Annotated in this window: 17 protein-coding genes and 1 pseudogene; 6 read left to right on the forward strand and 12 right to left on the reverse strand. The window is 35.6% G+C overall.

Annotation, left to right across the window (positions count from 1 at the left end):
• Positions 1-44: 44 nt before the first annotated feature.
• Positions 45-1667 (reverse strand): hypothetical protein, encoded by a 1623-nt coding sequence (locus tag F1325_RS12080; protein ID WP_160230510.1) that lies wholly within the window; start codon positions 1665-1667, stop codon positions 45-47.
• A 599-nt stretch (positions 1668-2266) separates the two neighbouring features.
• Between F1325_RS12080 and F1325_RS12085 the strand changes: the two genes are divergently transcribed.
• The 4 genes from F1325_RS12085 to F1325_RS12100 all read left to right on the forward strand — a co-directional run bounded on the left by F1325_RS12085 (position 2267) and on the right by F1325_RS12100 (position 7723).
• Entirely contained in the window at positions 2267-3520 is a 1254-nt protein-coding gene (locus F1325_RS12085; RefSeq protein ID WP_109373838.1) for a mechanosensitive ion channel family protein, read from the forward strand.
• A gap of 361 nt (positions 3521-3881) precedes the next feature.
• Entirely contained in the window at positions 3882-6314 is a 2433-nt protein-coding gene (locus F1325_RS12090) for a DMSO/selenate family reductase complex A subunit (protein WP_160230511.1), read from the forward strand.
• 11 nt (positions 6315-6325) lie between these two features.
• Positions 6326-6943 (forward strand): DMSO/selenate family reductase complex B subunit, encoded by a 618-nt coding sequence (locus tag F1325_RS12095; protein WP_023581764.1) that lies wholly within the window; start codon positions 6326-6328, stop codon positions 6941-6943.
• Between the two features lie 3 nt (positions 6944-6946).
• The gene (locus F1325_RS12100; RefSeq protein WP_109373839.1) at positions 6947-7723 is read left to right on the forward strand and encodes a dimethyl sulfoxide reductase anchor subunit family protein; all 777 of its coding nucleotides are present in this window, start codon (positions 6947-6949) and stop codon (positions 7721-7723) included.
• A 72-nt stretch (positions 7724-7795) separates the two neighbouring features.
• Here F1325_RS12100 and F1325_RS12105 read toward each other — a convergent pair whose 3' ends face one another.
• Positions 7796-8338: a DUF924 family protein gene (locus tag F1325_RS12105; protein ID WP_160230512.1), complete on the reverse strand. Its 543-nt coding sequence runs from the start codon at positions 8336-8338 to the stop codon at positions 7796-7798.
• Positions 8339-9037: 699 nt separating this feature from the next.
• On the opposite strand from F1325_RS12105, the gene F1325_RS12110 reads away from it, so the two are divergent.
• Together F1325_RS12110 and F1325_RS12115 are read left to right on the forward strand one after the other, a co-directional pair.
• Positions 9038-9217: a GhoT/OrtT family toxin gene (locus F1325_RS12110; protein WP_036912664.1), complete on the forward strand. Its 180-nt coding sequence runs from the start codon at positions 9038-9040 to the stop codon at positions 9215-9217.
• 370 nt (positions 9218-9587) lie between these two features.
• Positions 9588-10505, forward strand: coding sequence for a helix-turn-helix domain-containing protein (locus F1325_RS12115; protein WP_109373841.1), 918 nt, complete (start codon positions 9588-9590; stop codon positions 10503-10505).
• Between the two features lie 324 nt (positions 10506-10829).
• On the opposite strand, the gene F1325_RS19400 is transcribed toward F1325_RS12115, so the two are convergent.
• From F1325_RS19400 to F1325_RS12165, 10 genes and pseudogenes are all read right to left on the reverse strand, one after another.
• Entirely contained in the window at positions 10830-12050 is a 1221-nt protein-coding gene (locus F1325_RS19400) for a pyocin knob domain-containing protein (protein WP_244313565.1), read from the reverse strand.
• Positions 12024-12395 (reverse strand): annotated as a pseudogene (locus F1325_RS19190) (hypothetical protein); the annotation flags it as partial. The pseudogene F1325_RS19190 and the gene F1325_RS19400, both read right to left, overlap by 27 nt.
• Before the next feature lie 5 nt (positions 12396-12400).
• A complete protein-coding gene (locus F1325_RS12130) occupies positions 12401-13057 on the reverse strand; it encodes a DUF2612 domain-containing protein (RefSeq protein ID WP_160230513.1) in 657 nt (218 codons plus the stop codon).
• Positions 13054-14241, reverse strand: coding sequence for a baseplate J/gp47 family protein (locus F1325_RS12135; RefSeq protein ID WP_160230514.1), 1188 nt, complete (start codon positions 14239-14241; stop codon positions 13054-13056). The genes F1325_RS12130 and F1325_RS12135 overlap by 4 nt, the downstream gene beginning before the upstream one ends.
• Positions 14234-14578, reverse strand: coding sequence for a hypothetical protein (locus F1325_RS12140; protein ID WP_109373844.1), 345 nt, complete (start codon positions 14576-14578; stop codon positions 14234-14236). The genes F1325_RS12135 and F1325_RS12140 overlap by 8 nt, the downstream gene beginning before the upstream one ends.
• Complete coding sequence (locus tag F1325_RS12145; RefSeq protein WP_109373845.1) at positions 14575-15267, reverse strand: Gp138 family membrane-puncturing spike protein; 693 nt, start codon at positions 15265-15267, stop codon at positions 14575-14577. The genes F1325_RS12140 and F1325_RS12145 overlap by 4 nt, the downstream gene beginning before the upstream one ends.
• A gap of 2 nt (positions 15268-15269) precedes the next feature.
• Complete coding sequence (locus F1325_RS12150) at positions 15270-16082, reverse strand: baseplate hub protein (RefSeq protein WP_109373846.1); 813 nt, start codon at positions 16080-16082, stop codon at positions 15270-15272.
• On the reverse strand, positions 16051-16371 hold the full coding sequence (locus F1325_RS12155) for a phage baseplate plug family protein (protein ID WP_160230515.1): 321 nt from the start codon (positions 16369-16371) through the stop codon (positions 16051-16053). The genes F1325_RS12150 and F1325_RS12155 overlap by 32 nt, the downstream gene beginning before the upstream one ends.
• A 12-nt stretch (positions 16372-16383) precedes the next feature.
• Positions 16384-16872, reverse strand: a complete 489-nt coding sequence (locus F1325_RS12160) for a phage baseplate protein (RefSeq protein ID WP_109373848.1) — start codon at positions 16870-16872, stop codon at positions 16384-16386.
• Between the two features lie 2 nt (positions 16873-16874).
• The gene (locus F1325_RS12165) at positions 16875-19178 is read right to left on the reverse strand and encodes a hypothetical protein (RefSeq protein WP_160230516.1); all 2304 of its coding nucleotides are present in this window, start codon (positions 19176-19178) and stop codon (positions 16875-16877) included.
• Positions 19179-19240: the final 62 nt, after the last annotated feature.

Consider the following 19240-nt stretch of genomic DNA (forward strand, 5'->3'; position numbering starts at 1 on the left):
GCCACACAAGGTGGCTCTTAAGTAGGAAACAGAATAGATTTGTATTAAGCACAAGGTAAGCGCAGAGATACCGTGTACATATTTTCTCCACAGAGGTAACAATTTCCTGTTTTTTCAAATACCATCACTTGGATACCGAGTTGCCCTACTTCAATATTAGGCAATGCATCAGCCAAAATACTCTCTAATGCAGGCTCAACGATTTCAACCATATTAATAGGATCGTTATTAGGTGTTGTATCGTGTAAGAAATTACCTAAGCGAGGATCATCAGCGTAGATTTCTAATGTTGAGCGATATACCAACGTTCTTTCACTGCTATTTACCTTAGAATAACCATTAAAAATGATAACCATTTTTTGGATATTCATTTTCGCTACACGATTTTTAATTTGTAAACATAAAGAAGGAACAAGTCTAATATTGACAGAATTAAAGTAGCGATCACAAATCTGAGGAATAGTGACACTAATGCAAGGCTTGGGTGCAATATTTTTAATTTGCTTACTGCATTCCCCAGTTAAAGAGTTATCAACAATAATACGCTCACGTCGAGAAAAACAGATATTATCGAAGATATCAACAGTGAAGAAAGAAATGTAATGAATGCCATTTGTTAATGACTGGTTCTCTAATCTCACAGAAACGGCTGATTTATCAGTACATGGCAACATCTTAAGTTGATCATTAAAATAAAATCCAACTTGGGTGCTTTCACTAATATCACGACCTAAAATAAGATTAGCGTTAACGCAATAGTTCTCACTATGATAGCTGAGAATACCATTTAATGTTGCAGGCACTTTAGGAGAAGGTAATTTCTCCGTTGTCATTTCAACATAATAATCTCTGGATTTAATTGGCTTATCTAGATCTTCACTATTTTCAGTTTCGGCATGAAATATAGCGACTTGTTTCGGTTCACTCTTTTTAAATTTGACTTTAAAATTCGCAATACCGTATTTATTCGTTTTGCTAATATTAATTTTCTCGCCATCAGAATTATAGATTTCTGGCTCAACAGCCAATGTACTATTCTCTACATCGTAAGTTAATTTAACCTCTTTATTTTGAACATCTTCACCTTCTTTATCTTGAAGATGTACCACAAAACTTTTAGAAACACTCTCCCACTGACTTGGCCATTGCATAGATTCTGAACGTATTGTCAACAAGTCATCAAATTGTTCACAATTACTCGATGAACAGTCAGTGTTAGGATTGGTTTTAGGTGGGGTAACACGAATTTGTATTGGTGTTGCATAATAAACAATATTCTCATTATCCTCATCTTTTAAGATCAATTGTAATGACGCCACACCACTTCGATTACCCGTTAAAGAGATTTCTGTTTTGCTGTTATCCACTATTGTGATGTAGACATCTTTGTTGTTTGGTAAAATTAAAATACCTTTCGGACTTGTACGCCATTCAGCTAAACGTAGATTAATCCCCGTTACACTAACTTCATATTTGATAACTCGATTCAGTTTTACTTCGTTATCAGGCTCATCAGGAGATGATTTTATCTGATTGAATTTAATATCCACATCAGCATCAATAACGGTTTGAGCATGGGCACCATAAACAGGTGGTGTTAGTGCTATTGCGCTTTTCTCACCTTGTAAAATTTTTTGTAAACGTTCTTCTTTTGTTTCGATATTCATTGAGTGATTTCCTTTCTTTTTCCGATTCCATTTTTAGCTTAAAGCAAAAAATTTGAGTGAAAATCACAATAGAAAAAAGTCAACTAAGCATTGTTGTTAGATGAAAGTAAAAAAGAGAAAATAAACAATAAGATAAAGAAAGTTTTCAATAGAAAACCCTCTACTTGATCGATAAAAAACATCTTTAAAATAAAAAATAATTTAAATTTTAAAATATTTTTGTATAAAGCTATTGACTGTTATGGAAATGTGATTAAAATCAATCTTAGAAAATATTTGTGACATGAATCACATTTTATTAATAGGACACTTAATATGAAATCAATGACTTCTTTTATTACTAACCTGCACCAAGTTGTTGTAAAATTATCATCAACTCGTTTACTGTAATTATTTGATTTAAAATAAAATACAGCATAAAGCCAGAAATAGCACCCTCATCGCACAAAAGACTATTTCTGGCTTTTATTCACTCTGCTACGCTTAATTATCATCTCGTTTACCCTCACATTTGTCGTAACAAAAAATTCACCTTCTTGAACTAAGCTCTCGTTTCTATACTCTTAATATACGACCCACATTAACTATGAGGATATTTTATGCAGCAGCAACTGCTTACATGGATACGTCAATTCAATGAAGAGTATGCCCAAGTCGCTTCTCTCCTACTCGTTTTAGCCATTATTTTTCTTGTCGCAATCATTCTTCATTTTATTTTGCACAAGTTGGTCTTACCTAAAATTTCCAAAGCCATAAGTCAGTACGATCAGAAATGGCAACTTTCTCTAGAAATAAATAAACTATTTAGTCGTTTTGCTTTTTTAATCCAAGGCGTTGTTGTTAATATCCAAGCGCTGGTGTGGATGGGAGCAGGTAAAACACAAGAGATCCTCACCACCAGCGCCCAAGCGTGGTGCTTAATTTTTGGCTTGTTAATGCTTTTCTCTATTATGGATCTCTGTATGCAGATCATGAGAAATTCATCCTCATTTGGCCGATTACCATTAAAAGGTATTTTTCAAAGCTTAAAACTCGCCGCCTCTGTGCTGATTGGGATAATGATTATTTCCCTACTTATTGGCAAATCACCTCTTATTTTACTCAGTGGTTTAGGCGCCATGACGGCTGTATTAATGTTGGTGTTTAAAGATCCTATTATGGGATTAGTCGCTGGTATTCAATTATCTGCAAACAACATGATAAGCCTTGGTGACTGGTTAGAAATGCCTAAATATGGTGCTGATGGCGCCGTCATTGATATTAGTTTAACAACGGTTAAAGTGCGTAATTGGGATAATACAGTTACAACTATTCCAACTTATTCTCTAATTTCAGATTCCTTTAAAAACTGGCAAGCAATGACAAAATCAGGAGGACGTCGTATTAAACGAAGTCTTGCTCTTGATATTAACAGCATCCATTTTTTAGATAAAAAGCAACTTGATGATCTAGAAAAGGCCCACTTGTTGGCTCCTTATATAAAAAATAAGGAAAGTGAAATTAATCAATTCAATGCAACCTTGGGCAATGAATATCAAACACCATTAAATCAACGTGGCATGACCAATATTGGAACCTTCCGTGCATATGTTGAAGCTTATTTAAAAAACCATCCTAATGTTCATAAGCAAATGACAATTATGGTAAGACAATTAGCCCCAACCTCGGATGGGCTTCCCATTGAAATTTACGCTTTTACGAACACCACCGTTTGGGTTCAATACGAGGCGATTCAATCAGATATCTTTGATCATATCTTTGCTATTTTGCCTCAATTTGGCTTAAGAGTTCACCAATCTCCAACCGGAAATGATGTAAGAGCACTCAGATTACCTGTCGAAAATAATCCGTAATAAATCATTTTTGTATAAAGTAAAAAAGGAGAATTATTCTTCTTTTTTACTTTTCTTATTAACAAATATTTTTAATCTCTTATTTTGTTATCATGTTAACAATCTTGTTTTTCTATATATTAATAATAATCGCTATATTATTTTTTATACATCGATTGATTGTTTAATCCTATTTATTTGATATTTTATTTACCACTAAAGTGGTATTTATCAAAAAATGTAACCATTTGTTTAATAATTATTTTTTTAGATAACGTTATTAACATTTTTTATATTGATATAAATCATTATAGGTAGAAGGGTTATAACTTAACATATATATACAACTTTACTTGTTGTGAAAAATGTTAGGGTAATGTCAATGTCAAAAATTAAAAATAATACTTCTATTACTGAAATGAGTCGGCGTGGATTCATTCAGTCTGCAGCTGTTATTTCTGGTGCTGCTGCTGTTGCAGGAACGGTTTCATTACCATTCGCTGCTAATGCTCAAACTCCCCAGGGTATTCGTCCTGATGAGACATCTGAAACTATCAAATACAGTGCATGCTTAGTGAACTGTGGTAGCCGTTGTCCATTAAAAGTTCATGTGAAAGATGGCGTTATTCGTCGTATTTCTAATGAAACTATGTATGACGATTCAACATTTGGTCTTCACCAAATTCGTCCGTGTCTGCGTGGTCGTTCTGTACGTTGGAAAACGTATAATCCCGATCGTTTAAAATACCCAATGAAGCGTGTTGGTAAGCGTGGTGAAGGTAAATTTGAGCGTATTTCTTGGGATGAAGCCACTTCAATCATCGCGGAAAAATTAAAATATACCATCGAAAAATACGGTAATGAGTCTATTTATTACCAATATGGTACAGGCTCTACAGGTGCAAACTTACATGGTAGAACGGCATGTAAACGCTTATTAAGTACTGTTGGTGGTTTTTTAAGTGACTATGGTACTTATTCATACTCTCAATTAACCGGTATTGTGCCTTATGTTTATGGCGACATGCTGGAATCACTGTTAACAGAAATTGAGAATTCAGATTTAGTTGTGATGTTTGGTCATAACCTTGCTGAAACACGTATGTCTGGTGGTGGTCAGTTCTATGAAACGTTAAATGCGTTAGATAAGAGCAAAAGTAAAGTTATCATTATTGACCCTCGCCGTACCGACAGTGTGACAACATTAGGTGCAGAATGGATCCCTATTTATCCGGGTACTGATGCTGCGTTAGTCGCTGCATTAGGCTATGTGATGATCCAAGAAGGCCTCACCGATGAAGATTTCTTACGTGAATATTGTGTCGGTTGGGATAAACAAACATTACCTGCATCAGCACCTGAAAATGGCTCTTATAAAGATTACATTTTAGGTAATGGCCCTGATGGCATTGCAAAAACACCAGAGTGGGCAAGCAAATTAACGGGTATTTCTGTTGCACGTATTATCCAATTAGCGCGTGAAATTGGCGGTGCAAGAGCTGCGTGGATCTCTCAAGGTTGGGGTATTCAGCGTACTTCAAATGGTGAACAAGCCTGTCGTGCGATTATGATGCTACCATTAATGTCAGGTCATATTGGTCGCCCTGGTACAAATACAGGTTGTTGGGGTGGTAACGTTGCTTATCCAGTTGCAAGTTTTGCTCTACCTAACCCAGTTAAGACCTTGATCCCAACATTTATGTGGTCTGAAGCAATTGCTCGCGGTGAGCAACTTACCAGCAAAAATGCGGGTGTCAGAAATAAAGATAAGCTCGATACGGGTATTAAATTTATGTGGTGTTATTCCAGTAACGTGATTGGTAACCAACACGCTGACTTGAATAAAACACATGATTTACTGCAAGATGAATCAAAATGTGAGTTTATTTTAGTGTGGGATAACCACATGACACCATCTGCAAAATACGCTGATATCTTACTGCCAGATGTGACAACCGTTGAGACAAACGATCTTATCAATAACTCTTACGCAAGTGGTGCTTACCACTATGTCGTCCGTTTGCAAAATGCGATTAAGCCACTTTGGGAAAACCGCCCTTGCTATGATGTCTTAACTGATATTGCAGAAAAGATGGGCACCAAAGAGCAATTCACCGAAGGACGTACTTACGAAGAGTGGATTGAATATTGCTATAACCAAATGCGTGAGAAAAATCCAGCACTGCCTACATTTGCAGAAACTAATGATGTAGGAATTATCGATCGTAAATTACCTAACCGTAATCAATACGTTGCACTTGAAGCATTCCGTCAAGATCCTATCGCGAATCCATTAAAAACAGCGTCAGGTAAGATTGAAATTTATTCTGAAAAGCTTATGCAAGATACCGATGGCTGGATTTTACCAGAAGGCGATCGTATTCCTGCAATTCCAGAATATTGTAAAAATGAAGAAGGCGTTGAAAACGTTGAGCTTAAAGAGAAATTCCCTCTGCAAATGACGGGTTTCCACGATAAAGGGCACGTTCACTCAAGCTACTATAACGTTGCTATGTTACGTGAAGCTATTCCTCATCAATTCTGGTTAAACCCAATTGATGCAGCTGAACGTGGATTAAAATCTGGCGATATTGCTGAGATTTATAATGCTCGTGGTCGTTTAAATATTCTCGTCAAAGTTACAGATCGTGTATTACCTGGTGTGATTGCAGTACCGCAAGGTGCATGGCGCTCACTTGATACAACAGGTGTAGATACAGGTGGATGTATTAATACATTAACAAGCTGGCACCCATCGCCGTTTGCTAAAGGAAATCCACAACATACAAACCTTGTTGAAGTGAAACGTGCATAAGGAGTTAACTCATGAAGCAATATGGTTTTTATTTTGACTCCACTAAATGCACTGGCTGTAAAACCTGTCAAGTCAGTTGCAAGGATGAAAAAGATTTAGATTTAGGCCCTAAATTCCGCCGTGTTTATGAATACGGTGGTGGTAGCTGGGCAAAACAAGACGGGATCTGGACACAAAATATCTATAGTTATTATTTATCCATTTCTTGTAACCATTGTTCAAACCCTACTTGCGTTGCAGGTTGTCCAACTGGCGCTATGCATAAACGTGAAGAAGATGGTTTAGTGGTTGTTAACCAAGATATTTGTGTTGGTTGCCGTTATTGCGAATTGCGTTGCCCTTATGGTGCACCACAATTCGATGAGAAGAAAAAACTCATGTCTAAGTGTGATGGTTGCTACGAACGTGTAGCACAAGGCATGAAACCGGTTTGTGTTGAGTCTTGTCCTCAACGTGCACTTGATTTTGATGATATTGAAGTGATCAGAGCAAAACATGGTACTGAATGTGGTATTGCACCAATGCCTGATCCTAGCTTGACCAATCCAAATATCGTGATCAAAGCTCACAAAGAAGCGAAACCTTCTGGTGATAAAACCGGCTCAGTTCAAAATGCGGCGGAGGTATAAACCATGCATGAACTTCCTCTAGTCTTTTTTACTGTTTTAGGTTCGTCAGCAGCAGGCCTGTTTCTTATTGCTTATATCAGTAAAAAATTAGGTCAAATTGATGAAAACCAACTACGCAACGCTAATATTTTAGCCCTGATTTTAACATTAGTTGGCTTAGGTATTGGTGGATTACACGTTGGTCAGCCACTGCGTTTTTTCAATATGCTCTTAGGCGTTGGCCGTTCTCCAATGAGTAATGAAGCGTTTTTAAGTGGTGTGTTTACAGGTTTTGCTTTTGCAACTGTTGCACTCACTATGATGAAAAAATGGAAGGGCTTACGTGAAATTTGTAACCTACTTACCGTTGTTTTTGGTCTAGCATTTGTTTGGTCAATTCCACAAGTTTACCATATTCCTACAATTGCTAACTGGAACACAGACTACACCACATTGCAATTTTGGATGACGCTATTAGTTGGCGGTGGTGTATTAGCAATGGCAACAGGTGCAAGACGTTTAGGCGCATTGTCCTTTATTATCGGTGCCATTATCACTTTTGCTACTCGCTCTGGTTATGTGAGTTTCCTTGGCTTTACAGGTCCAGAACTGAGCGCTGATCAATCTCTATTTTGGGGATTCCAATTAGCCGTATTAGCATTAGGTGTGGTTATCGTAGGATTTACTGCAGTAAAAGCCCAAGTATCAAAAATGACGCTGGCAACTTGTGCAGCCGCAGTTATTATTGCAGAGTTATCAGGTCGTATTGCCTTCTATAACTTATGGCATATTACAATGTAGTCTTAATTTTCTTACAAAGTAATCCGTAAGAGAAATAAACGAAGATGCATACCTTTTTAGGTATGCATTTTTTTAGAATGAAGAGCCAGGTTGCTGTAAAAAATCTAATTCTTCGGGTGTAGATGTTCTGCCTAAAATTTCATTACGATGAGGATAACGACCATATTTATCAATAATTTCTTTATGTCGCAGTTCATATTGATATGTATTTTCATCATTAAGCTGAGAAAACAAGGTAACCGCATCTTGATGAATTTTGGGTGATTCTGAATGCATAAATGGCATGATAATAAACTTACGTTTAACGGGTGTTAAAGTCAGATATTCAGATAACCGGGTGGCTTCTTGCGCTAAGATTAATGCCATATTATCTTGGGCGAAAGCTTTTGGCGTATCACGCCAAATATTACGTGAGAACTGATCAAGAATAATAATCTCAGCTAAGCGCCCTTCTATCGTTTCTCTCCATGATGCCAGCTCGCCACGACTCGCACTTAAACATAATTCACCAAATCTACGGCTAATTTCTTTATCAAACTGAATATCTTTTTTAAACCATTGCTCTGGTGTGCATTCTTCAAACCAAAACGTCAAAGTTGATTGATAAGGGATCATAAAAACTACCACGCTAGTTATTTATTAATCAAAACAGCGTTTATTTTCATCAAAATAAACGTTATTGACGGGTTACTACTTTGGTAAGTTACCATTTTAATATAGTGACGGCTATTAACCCCTATCCGAAAAGGATATAAAAATAAATCCCCTTTTCAATCTTAAAAGGGGATTTTAAATGCTTCCTAGCTAACGCTTAAATCCATTAAGTCGCGCCATCCATAAGCTCATTTATCTACAAGTATGTATAAAATGGCATTCATCCCATTTATTACATTCTGTCGATATCATGATGTAATATAATTAACCTGTGCATTTTACAAACATTGAATTTATCTCTTCATCACTATCCTGCCTTAAAAATCAGCATTTAAAAATTTTAATTTTTATAATAAAACCACTAAAAAAGATCGATACCATTTTGTTCTATTTTTAATAACCCTCTTTTCAAAACAATAAAGGTTGTTACAAATAATAAGCTAAATCAATCTACTACATTTTATTTTTTTGATTTTTAGGCTTTAACCTTGTTATTATCTTGTGTGACTACACCGTAAAGAAATCGGAGATCAAAAATGAGATGAATGTTTAAAATTTGCACATTAGTAATGACATTTATTGAAAAGTTTGCCCTATTCCTCTGTTTCTTTAACAATTTTGGAGTACAATTGTTGCAGTCTATTTACTGAATGATCTGTTATGTCTGCTATCTCTATTATTGGAATAAGCTACCTTATTGGGGCTGTAATATCGTTTATTATTACTTTCTTTTTAACCAAAGATCCTAGCCTAGCCATGCGCCTTTTAAGTGCATTATTAATAGCCTTAACTTGGCCTCTTAGCTTCCCTATGGCACTTATCTTCTCTATTTTTAGTTAATTTTCCAAAACAAAACGGATAATGTAGTTATATTCTATTAAATTAGAATAATAACTATTTATTATTCTACGGATAATTACTTATATTAATTTAATTATAAAAATAACACATTTAGCTTAGATTTTATTAAAGAAAAAATATTTAATTGTTGGTTTAAAACTTAAATGACATCAAATTACGCTATATATCAATCAGTTAAAGCTGAATCAATTTTTCAAAAATATAGATACCCGTTTAAATACACTTTATAAGTTATAATGTTTTTATAAATTTACAATCAAACTTAATTTCATTACAGTATCTAATGTAAATTGGTTAAATGCCTTTCTTTTTATATTACCGAAAATAAATTATTAATCAGAGCCTAAATATGTTTAGCGAAAATGTCATTACAGATATTATCTATTGGATTGAAGAGAATTTAGAAAAAGATCTCAAACTCGAAAATGTCTCACAGAAATCAGGATATTCGAAATGGCATCTTCAACGTATGTTTAAAGAACAAACAGGTCTGACATTAGCCTCTTATATTCGAGCAAGGCGTCTTTCGTGTGCTGCAGTCGAATTACGTTTACAAAGAACGCCACTACTTGATATTGCGTTAAAATATCGTTTTGATTCTCAGCAGACATTCTCAAGAGCGTTTAAAAAACTGTTTAATATAACGCCTTATAATTATCGTAGAAAAGAGAATTGGCAAGCTCACGGCTTTACACTACCGTTAAGAAAATTTAGTGGTTTTAACCTCGATATTGAAATTGTCACAATAGACTCTCTTCCACTGATCGGTATAGAGCATACCTATAAAGCGAATATGATTGATTGGAATTTTAGTACAGAAAAAGCGCGGGAAGATTACTGGAAAGTGTTCTTTCAAAATGCACTTTATAAACATGATAAAGTCTATGCGGTACATAATATTTTATCTAAGAAAAATGATGAATTAACCGTTAAATATTCAACTATGATGGGTAATACGCCTGAAATTTATAATGCTCAATTGACTCATCGAACTCAGATAGAAAACACAAGATATTTAAAATTTAGTATTCCTGAAGCATTATTAAAATTAGATTATAAAGATATCATCTATAACACCTATGGTATTTTACTTAGAAAACTCAATATACCAAGAAAGAACGGTGCTCCAGATATTGAAGAGTATATTTTTAAAGATGAATATCCTATTTCAATTCTTTTAAACAAACCTGCATCACTATTAAAAGATGTTAATTATTATATTCCTATTGAAGTAGATGATAAGGATAAAGGAAAAATAAAAGAGTAGTTTTATCTTATTGCTGATAAGCCACCTATAAAATAGGTGGCTTTTTTATAAAAAAATTATTTCAGGATCGTTTTTATCACGACTTTTAATATAGTCAAATTAAATAACTCTGAACTAAATAAGTAAGTTTCTCATTTTATTATTTGAAGTGAAAAACTTCTCAGTAGCGATATTTATTGAAAATAAGAAATGAATGCTTTGCCACAGTCCTCTGCTCATTTCGGTGTTAATTTCAAGAAATAAACAACTTGGCTATATATTATTTATAATTCATTATAAATTAATCAGAGGTGATTTTTTTACTCTTGATTGGGTACTTAAATTTTAATATCCTATAGCTATATAGGAAAAATATGCACTTTCAGTATCACCTTCCAAAGTGAACCCTTCTTTAGTATGCCGGCTCGTTCCTAACCTTCCCCATCCACTATTATTTGTCACAACAATAACGAAAACTGTATTAGGAAAAGGAATAGGGAATTTATAATCCCACGATCTTCCATCATGAAACCATTCTTCTTTACCCCATTGTTGAATGATTCCCGTATCTCCGCATTTCAACCATCCGTTAACATCTTTTTTAGCTGTATTTTTAGAACCGCTATTACCTACTAATGCATAGTTCCCTTTCGGTTGATATTTACTATCAGACTCACCTTTGGAATAGCTATATCCAGAAACTAAATAATTCCCTTTTGGCTGATATTTACCATCCGATTCTCCCTTAGAATAACTATAACCCGATACTAGATAATTCCCTTTCGGCTGATATTTTCCATCTGATTCACCTTTGGAATATGCGCCCACATCAGCTGCGGTCGGTTTATTTTGACTATTAAACTCTTTTGCCCATGGTGTAAAATTACCTTTATCATACTGGCTACGAGAATAAATACGGCTCGTGTTATAAACATAATAAAGTTGAGTAATACCAGCATTTTTTAAAACAATTAATGTACCCGCCATGGTTTCTGGGTAATTTAAATTTGTAGTCGCATTTGCATTCGCTGGCTGAAAATAAATACCCGCTGTTTTATAGTTATTTAAATTTTGATTAGCGCCAATTGAAATCGCCTGATTAGAAAAAATATCTTGCGATGTTACCGTCACATCGCCACTCAATGGCTTATCATTAACTTTACGTGTCGCAGTAACATAATTGCCTTTCGCTTGATATTTATTATCCGCTTCAGATTTTGAGTAACTATAACTCGCTACTTGGTAATTCCCTTTCCCCTGATATTTACTATCAGATTCTGCTTTAGTATAACTTTCACCTTTAGTCGCATAATCGCCCGACGGTTGATAACTTCCTTTTGGCTGATATTTACCATCAGATTCTACTTTGGTATAGCTATCGCCCTTAGTGGCATAATTTCCCGCAGGGGCATAATTCCCTTTCGGTTGATATTTCGTATCAGTTTCGGCTTTAGAATAACTATGACCTTCAACTTGATATTTACCTAGTGGTTGAAAGCGTTTGTCCGCATCGTCTTTAGAATAAGCGCCAACTTCATTCGCTGTAATATCCGCTTTTAATTCAATCCATGCATTACCAGCAATTGGCTCAACATTATTATTTTCAATTTTAGACTGCCAAGCTTTATTTTTATGATAAACCACACTACGAATAGGATAAGGTTTGCCTGCTTCCGACCACTTAGCAAAACCCTGCAATTGCATTTCACCAATAGACTCAGTGATATCGTGAAATAAACTATTCATTTTTTCACGTTCAATATCTTTTGCTGCTGGATCAGTAACTTGGTCACGTTCATAATCGTAACCATAACCTTGTGTATAAGACACAGAACCATCAGATTGAATTTCAACAGGCACAACTGTTTTATCCCCTTGTGTTGCAAAGGGGGTTTTAAATATTTTAGTCATAAGAATTATTCTCCGAAATTACTCTTCAGAAAGTTTTTACGATATTGACCATAACCAAAGGCCTTCTTGGTTACGATACGATATTTGACGCCCACGCCAGAAGGACGCGGCATTAAGTCGAAGTTTTCTAATAAAAGACGTAAACGTTCATCTGGATTAAAATTAAAAACATAATACATATACGTCATATCAAAAGGATCGAGCACAAAGACTTTGCTATCTTCACGCCAGAAAAAACGTTTAAGAAACTCATTAATATTGGTCACGGTAGGACTTTGAGTGAGATTAAAATAACGCATTCTCACCAGCATTCTTTTTTGATCTAAAGTCAGCGATAGAGTGTAATCCGCATTTCGTCTAAAGTTTGCCTTAAAATTGGCTTTATTTTTACCAAAACCAAGACCTATTTTATTTTTATCACTAGGAGGAATATCTATTCCTAAAGGTACATCTAAAATGCGTGACCATACTGATAAACCAAAATCGTTAGCTGTATCAATATTAAATACATCTCGATACCAGTTTTGCCAAAATGAAACCGTAGATTGATTAAAGTAAGCCGCTTTTAAATGTGCTAATGCTTTTAGCTTATCTGCATTTTCATATTGCCAGAGGATCGCTTTTAGTAGATCAGAATGAAAATCAAATTCTTGAATATTCATACGATCACCACTTGTACCGCCCCTTTTGGTAATCGGGCAATTTGATTAAGACCAATAGGAATTAATGCAACATTCCAATTTTTTCCATCTGTTGAAAGCTCCACTTTAGTGACAAATAAATGAGGCTCCACCGCATTAACCGCCGCTGAAATTTCAAAAGGAGAAACTTCTCGCCCGACCACCAGCCCGTTGTCTCCATCTATTTCACCCTGTACCCACTTCTCTAAAGCATTAGGAATAATGGTTTGTGCATCAATATTGGATTTTTTTACAGAAATACGGCAAAACACCGGTATTTCTTTCGGTCGTGAAAATTTAATAGGATATTCTTGACCACTTGCTGGCTCTATTACCTTTATTTCAATTTCACCATTAAATGCAGCACCTATTGTTTTTGTTCTTAATAATGATTTAGCAATTTCATGGCTATCCCCACCTTCTATACACACGTAAATGCTATGCGGTAATAATGAAATACCATCAACAATTAACGCTTTATCATTAAAATTTTCACGAAAAGAAAGAGAATTAACGCCCTCTAATTCATATAGCGAAGAAGTAATTGCTTCTGCGACGCTGACTGTATTTTTAGCGAGTGTTTGTTTACGCCGACGCCTTGCCTTTATATCTGACTCAGCATGACGACCAACAACTGCATGGGTTAAGTTATTCACTTTTTCCCATCCCAATACAGAACTTGCCACTTTATTTAATTGCCCAATACCACAACTAATAGAACCATATTCTTTGGCTCGCATATCGCCTTTAATTTTTCCATTATTAGCGATAATTAATGGTGATAACGTTTCAAAAACAGCCCCCATTATTGTGAGTGCCTGAGAACCTTTAGGAATAATAGTACCGGGAATACCCGTAAACTCGACATCACTTAAATAAGAATGTGTGGCATTAATACGCTCGCCGCCCATTAATGCCCATATTGCATCGAGAAAAATACCACCAGCAATATCTGGATTTATTTGATTTGCCAGTTCAGCATTATTACGAACAATCGCATCCCGATTTTCAATTTCCATAGTCACCAATACTCCTTGTGGAGTTTCTGGCGATAAATTAATGGATTGACCAAATACAGCACGAAATTCGTCTTCTACACGATTTCGTAATGTTGATGTATCAGGAACAATCACACCTTTATTATTGATATAACGATAGTCAGCCATTCAATGTAAATCCTCCATATATCGTGCGTATATCTGCCTGATATTTCAATGTTCCTTCTTCTAGAAAAGCATGGAAATAAGTGATAGAGACAACTTCCTCTATTTCAGCAATACGTTGTCGAAACGCCATTTCAAATAAAGGAAGATCAACTTGTCGGCTAAATGTAGCTGACCAATAAGGAATACCTTTATCTTTTTTATGTAGCATTTCACCACGGACAGCCTTAATAAAATGCTGACAAAGATTTTTTACTGCATCATCGTTGTCACAAATTTGAAGGTTACCATCAGCACCTATCGCAAAATCATTCTGCTGGTTTATTGAAAATGTCCTCATATTGGACTCCCTGTATTGTCTTTCCCTGCTTGTACCCCACTATGAGTATGTGTTGAGCCGATATCTTTTCCGTTATGGCGCATCAGCCCACCTTGTGAATCACTATTACCATTTACAGCGTAATTACCATTAACAGTAACATTGCCAGTAAATATCGTTTCAGGTGCGTTGATCTCATATTTTGGGGTTTCTAATACAACTTTATCGTTATGAAGAGAGAAACAGACTGAACCATCCATTGACTGAATAACTAAGGCATCAATGTTCTTCCCATCAATAGCCCATCCTTTGATCGTGTCAGGAAAAAACATAGCATCACTAAACGAATGTAATCGTGTTGTATTGGGTTGATCTTCTAAACCACCACGTTGAAAAATAAGGCTAATATCACGATCACAGGCTTTTAACCAGCCAAAATCACCAGGTTTAATGGGGGCTCTAATAAAAAATCCACCGCCACCAAATCGAAACACAGGAATGTTAGCAACAGGGGCTCGAGAGATTTTTTCATCATCCGTAGTCAACATCATGACCAAGGGCTTTATCATGGCTCGATTGGTTTTTTCATCATAATTAATGACAGTTGCGGGTAACATATCATCTGTATTCATCATTAAATGGCGAAATGCAGACGAAAAAGCCCCTGCCAATGAACCAACACTGGCAATATCATTATTGGGTTTACTCATAGTTAAGCTCGTTTACATGTTGCGGTATAGGCAAAATCAGCATCATGAGAGGCAACTTTAAATTCAAGCTGCTCAATAATGTAATCGCCATTTAGTGAGGTATTTAGTTTACTATCAAGGCGAAGCATTCCACCTAATTCAGAGGTACTATCGATAAGATAACTTACCGTCAATCCACTCTCCGTGGCTTTAGGAATGCCAATCATGCCTGAATTCATATTCAAAATACGAAATCGGCTTTTTAATGCTTTATCATCATCTTTTACGAATAACGTATCATCATCAATAAAAGCTTTAACATTTCCCGACTCTTGTAAACGCTCTATTTGATGTAATGCAGAGCCACAATAATACCAATTGGCAATATTTTTATCGGTCGCCTGAAAATCCAATTTCACGCCACAATCATTAGCAATAACTAACGCGATTTCACTCAATTTTTGAATTGCGCCACCACTAGAAGAAATAATTTTCCCAGAACAATGATGGCTAGTTTTTGCAGATAACGTTACGGTGACATTCGGAGGAGAGTCTATTTCTGCACTGACGATATCGCCAATAAAAAGCGAAAATAAACCAGAGTTAATTCGACCAACTTCTAAATAAAGCCGCCGAGCTTGCTTATTTTTATTATAAGGACTGGTTTCCGTCAGCAAATAATCCCTTGTCTCGGCATTAAGCCCTGTAATAGCGATTTTACATTCGTTTTGTAATGGATTTGCATATTTTTTTCCTCCTGCTGATATACGCAATCCTTCATACCATTGAAGCCTTTCGCCGACCTCAATCCCCACCCTTATTCGCCGAAGATCCATCTTCATTACTCCAATACACTAATGATTGTGTTTTTGTAAATTCCTCATACCACGGTAAAGCATCATTTTCTGTTAAAAAAACTAAATTAATCCCTTGTTTTAAATAACAATAAGGAATAATAGGTGTATTAGCGACCAAGCGAATACCTGTAATAAGCACTTCACCATCTCGCTCAATATCACAAAACATGGTTTGATTAGCGACCTTCAACGTAAAAATCCAATCAACACCAGCTATTTCGACAGAAAATCGCTGATTAGGAATAGCTTGTAATGGAATAGTTTGCATTTTATCTACCTCCTATTTTTCTTTTTTTCCTATTTGTGTTGATTTTTTACTTTTGACATTTCCACGATTGACTGTTGAGGTTTGCTTTGGTTTTTTTGTCGATTTAGAAGATTTTTTATTATATTCAGGCTCTATTGTTTTCCATTCTATAAATTTGAGTTTTAATTCGATGGCATTCACTTTTTGGGGATCTTCATCATGACTGAGGCTCTCTAACAACATCGGTTGATAGGTTTTGACTCTAGTTTGAATTCCCACTAGTGTGTGTTCGTCATAAAGCTGCTTGATAATAGAGTAACGATTCACAATATCACCCGTTAATAGTAATTCGACACTTATACTAATAGGGTCAACAATGATGTGGTCGCTACGATTTTCACCATTTTCAACCGCAAATTTAATAACTTGGTGACTATCAGTAATCGAAACTTTCATCGGATTAACGCTATCAAATAGTGTTGCAAATGACTCTAAATCAAAAATTCTAACTTCAGTTATCATAATTAACTCTTACCTCCGCTAGAGTAGTGCTCTGAAATTTCTTTAGCCGCTTCATTTATCAATGTTTCATTAATCGCTTTCACAACACCAGGCCCGTCAGTGGCTTGTGTTTCAATTCTGATTTCACCAATTTGAACATTACTTTCATTTTTAACGCTTGATTGGTTACTGATCATTTGACTGGTCATCGGGTTTAAACTATTTGTTGATGACAGTGCTAATCCATTATTTAACGCATTTACATCTTGTACTGGATTATAATAGGGTATTGCTGGCTTTGGTTGTGGAATGGTGTAATTGAGACTGCCTTCATCAGATAATTTCCGTTCCACCTTTTGAACAACAGTGATTTCTTTTTCTGTATCTTCCATACCTAAAAAGCTTTTTGCTGATTGCCAAATCCCTTTTATGGAATCAATACCTTCATTAACCCAACCTAATATTTTCTCTATATATTCCCACATCCAACTAAATACACCGACGATAGCCTCAGAAACAAAAACAAAGACACTAATAATCGATTGACCCCATTCAATAATATTATTAATGCCCGCTTTAAGAACCATAATAAATTGATTAAATGATTCAGATATAAAATTCCAAGCGGCAATAAAATATTCAGCAATAGCACTTGAGGCAATTTTTAACGATTCAACAAAGGTTTGCCATGCTGCCCATACAACCATAATTGCGTCTTTAAGCGCGGGGTATTGATCCAAAATACTGCCTATCATTGAATCATTACCATTAATAAAATTCATAATATCGTCATAGACGAGTTTAAATGCCGTCGCTAAGATCCCAATAACAGCAGCAATAGCTAATATAGGGAGTGCCGTTGCAAGTGTAGCAACTGCCGCAGACACCATTGCAGGTAAATAAAAAATGGCAACAGCACTACCAATAGCTGAAAAGAATCCGATAACAAAGTCTTTATTCTCAATACAAAAATTAACTAATTTATCAAACCACGTTATTCCTTTTGCAAGAACGGGAATAATTATCTCTAAAAAGTTATTTTTTAATTGTGCCGCTAATTGATCAAACTTATTCATTACTGCATTAAGCTGAATAGAACTTTCGATACTTTCATCATTAATACCAGAAAATTGTTTTTGAACCCCCATTGTGCGCTCTAATTCTTCGCGCCCCTTCATCATCAATTCAATGGTTTTTTCATCGACAACACCCAGTTTTTCCAGCTCTTTTTGGGCATCATCAAAGCTCATTCCTTTGACTTTATCTGCGGTTTTTAAAAGTTGTTCGATAGGATCTTCTGTATCATTAAATGCATTGGCCATTGCCGTCAAATCAGCTTGAGCGGCCTCTTTTGTGCCCCCAATTTCAGCCATAGCACCTGAAAATGCATCGATATCGATAGCTGCGATACCTATTTTTTCACTCAGTTTATCTAGCGACTCTATTTCTTTGGCGCGATCTAATGAAGCAGAAAAAACCTTTTGCAAAGTCCCCGTAATATCCTTAGCGCCAATGGCGTTAAGAATATAGTCCTTCATTTTCGCTGTGGTTTTCTGATAGCTTTTACCTGTTTCATCAACACTATCACCTAATCGACGTTGGGCCTTTGCTTCTTTAACTGCCGCCTCAATGCCTTGCGTTTGCATTGTAGTAATAAAAGTATCGTAATCAGCACCTAATTGTTTAATCAGTGCATCGATGACAATTTTACTTTCTTTATTTTTCTTTTCAGTTTCGGTTAAAGAATTCAACTCACCATTAAGTGAAGATAATTGCGCCTCCATTGCCTCATATTCAGTATTCAGGTTTGCTAAAATATGCGCTTCATCACCGCCACTATTATTGATCAATTCTCTTTGGTAATTTAAAACCGACATAGAATCTTTTAGGGTATCAATACTTTGTGTTACTGAATTAATTTTATCTTGAGTTTCACTGATATTAAGATCAATATTTATTGGCTCATTCAGTGATAAGCCCAGCATGCCCACTAAGATTTCTTGCAAGAATTTATCAAACTCTTGCGTTCCCATTAGAGCGCTTTTAACAATGCTTTGAATTGAGTTTTCAATAGTTACAGAAGCACTTGTCATTTCATCACTATTGAATGAAATACTTATGTCATGATCTTCGGGTAATTCCCCAAGATTGAAGTGAATTTCTTGAACAAAGTTATAGAAACTAGTAATACCTCCTGAAACCCCCTGTTCAATATTTTTCATTTCAACAAGAATTTCATCTGCTGATTTTCTAATATTTGCTAATGCACTATCAGATACTTCAGCCTCCAACATCAGTACCTGAGAAAATACCTGTAATAGAGACATTATCTCTCCTTTAACGCCGCTAGCGCCTCGTTATAACGATTAGTAATCGCGATCTCCCACAG

It is taken from the genome of Proteus columbae (genome assembly GCF_009914335.1).
Lineage (GTDB): Bacteria > Pseudomonadota > Gammaproteobacteria > Enterobacterales > Enterobacteriaceae > Proteus.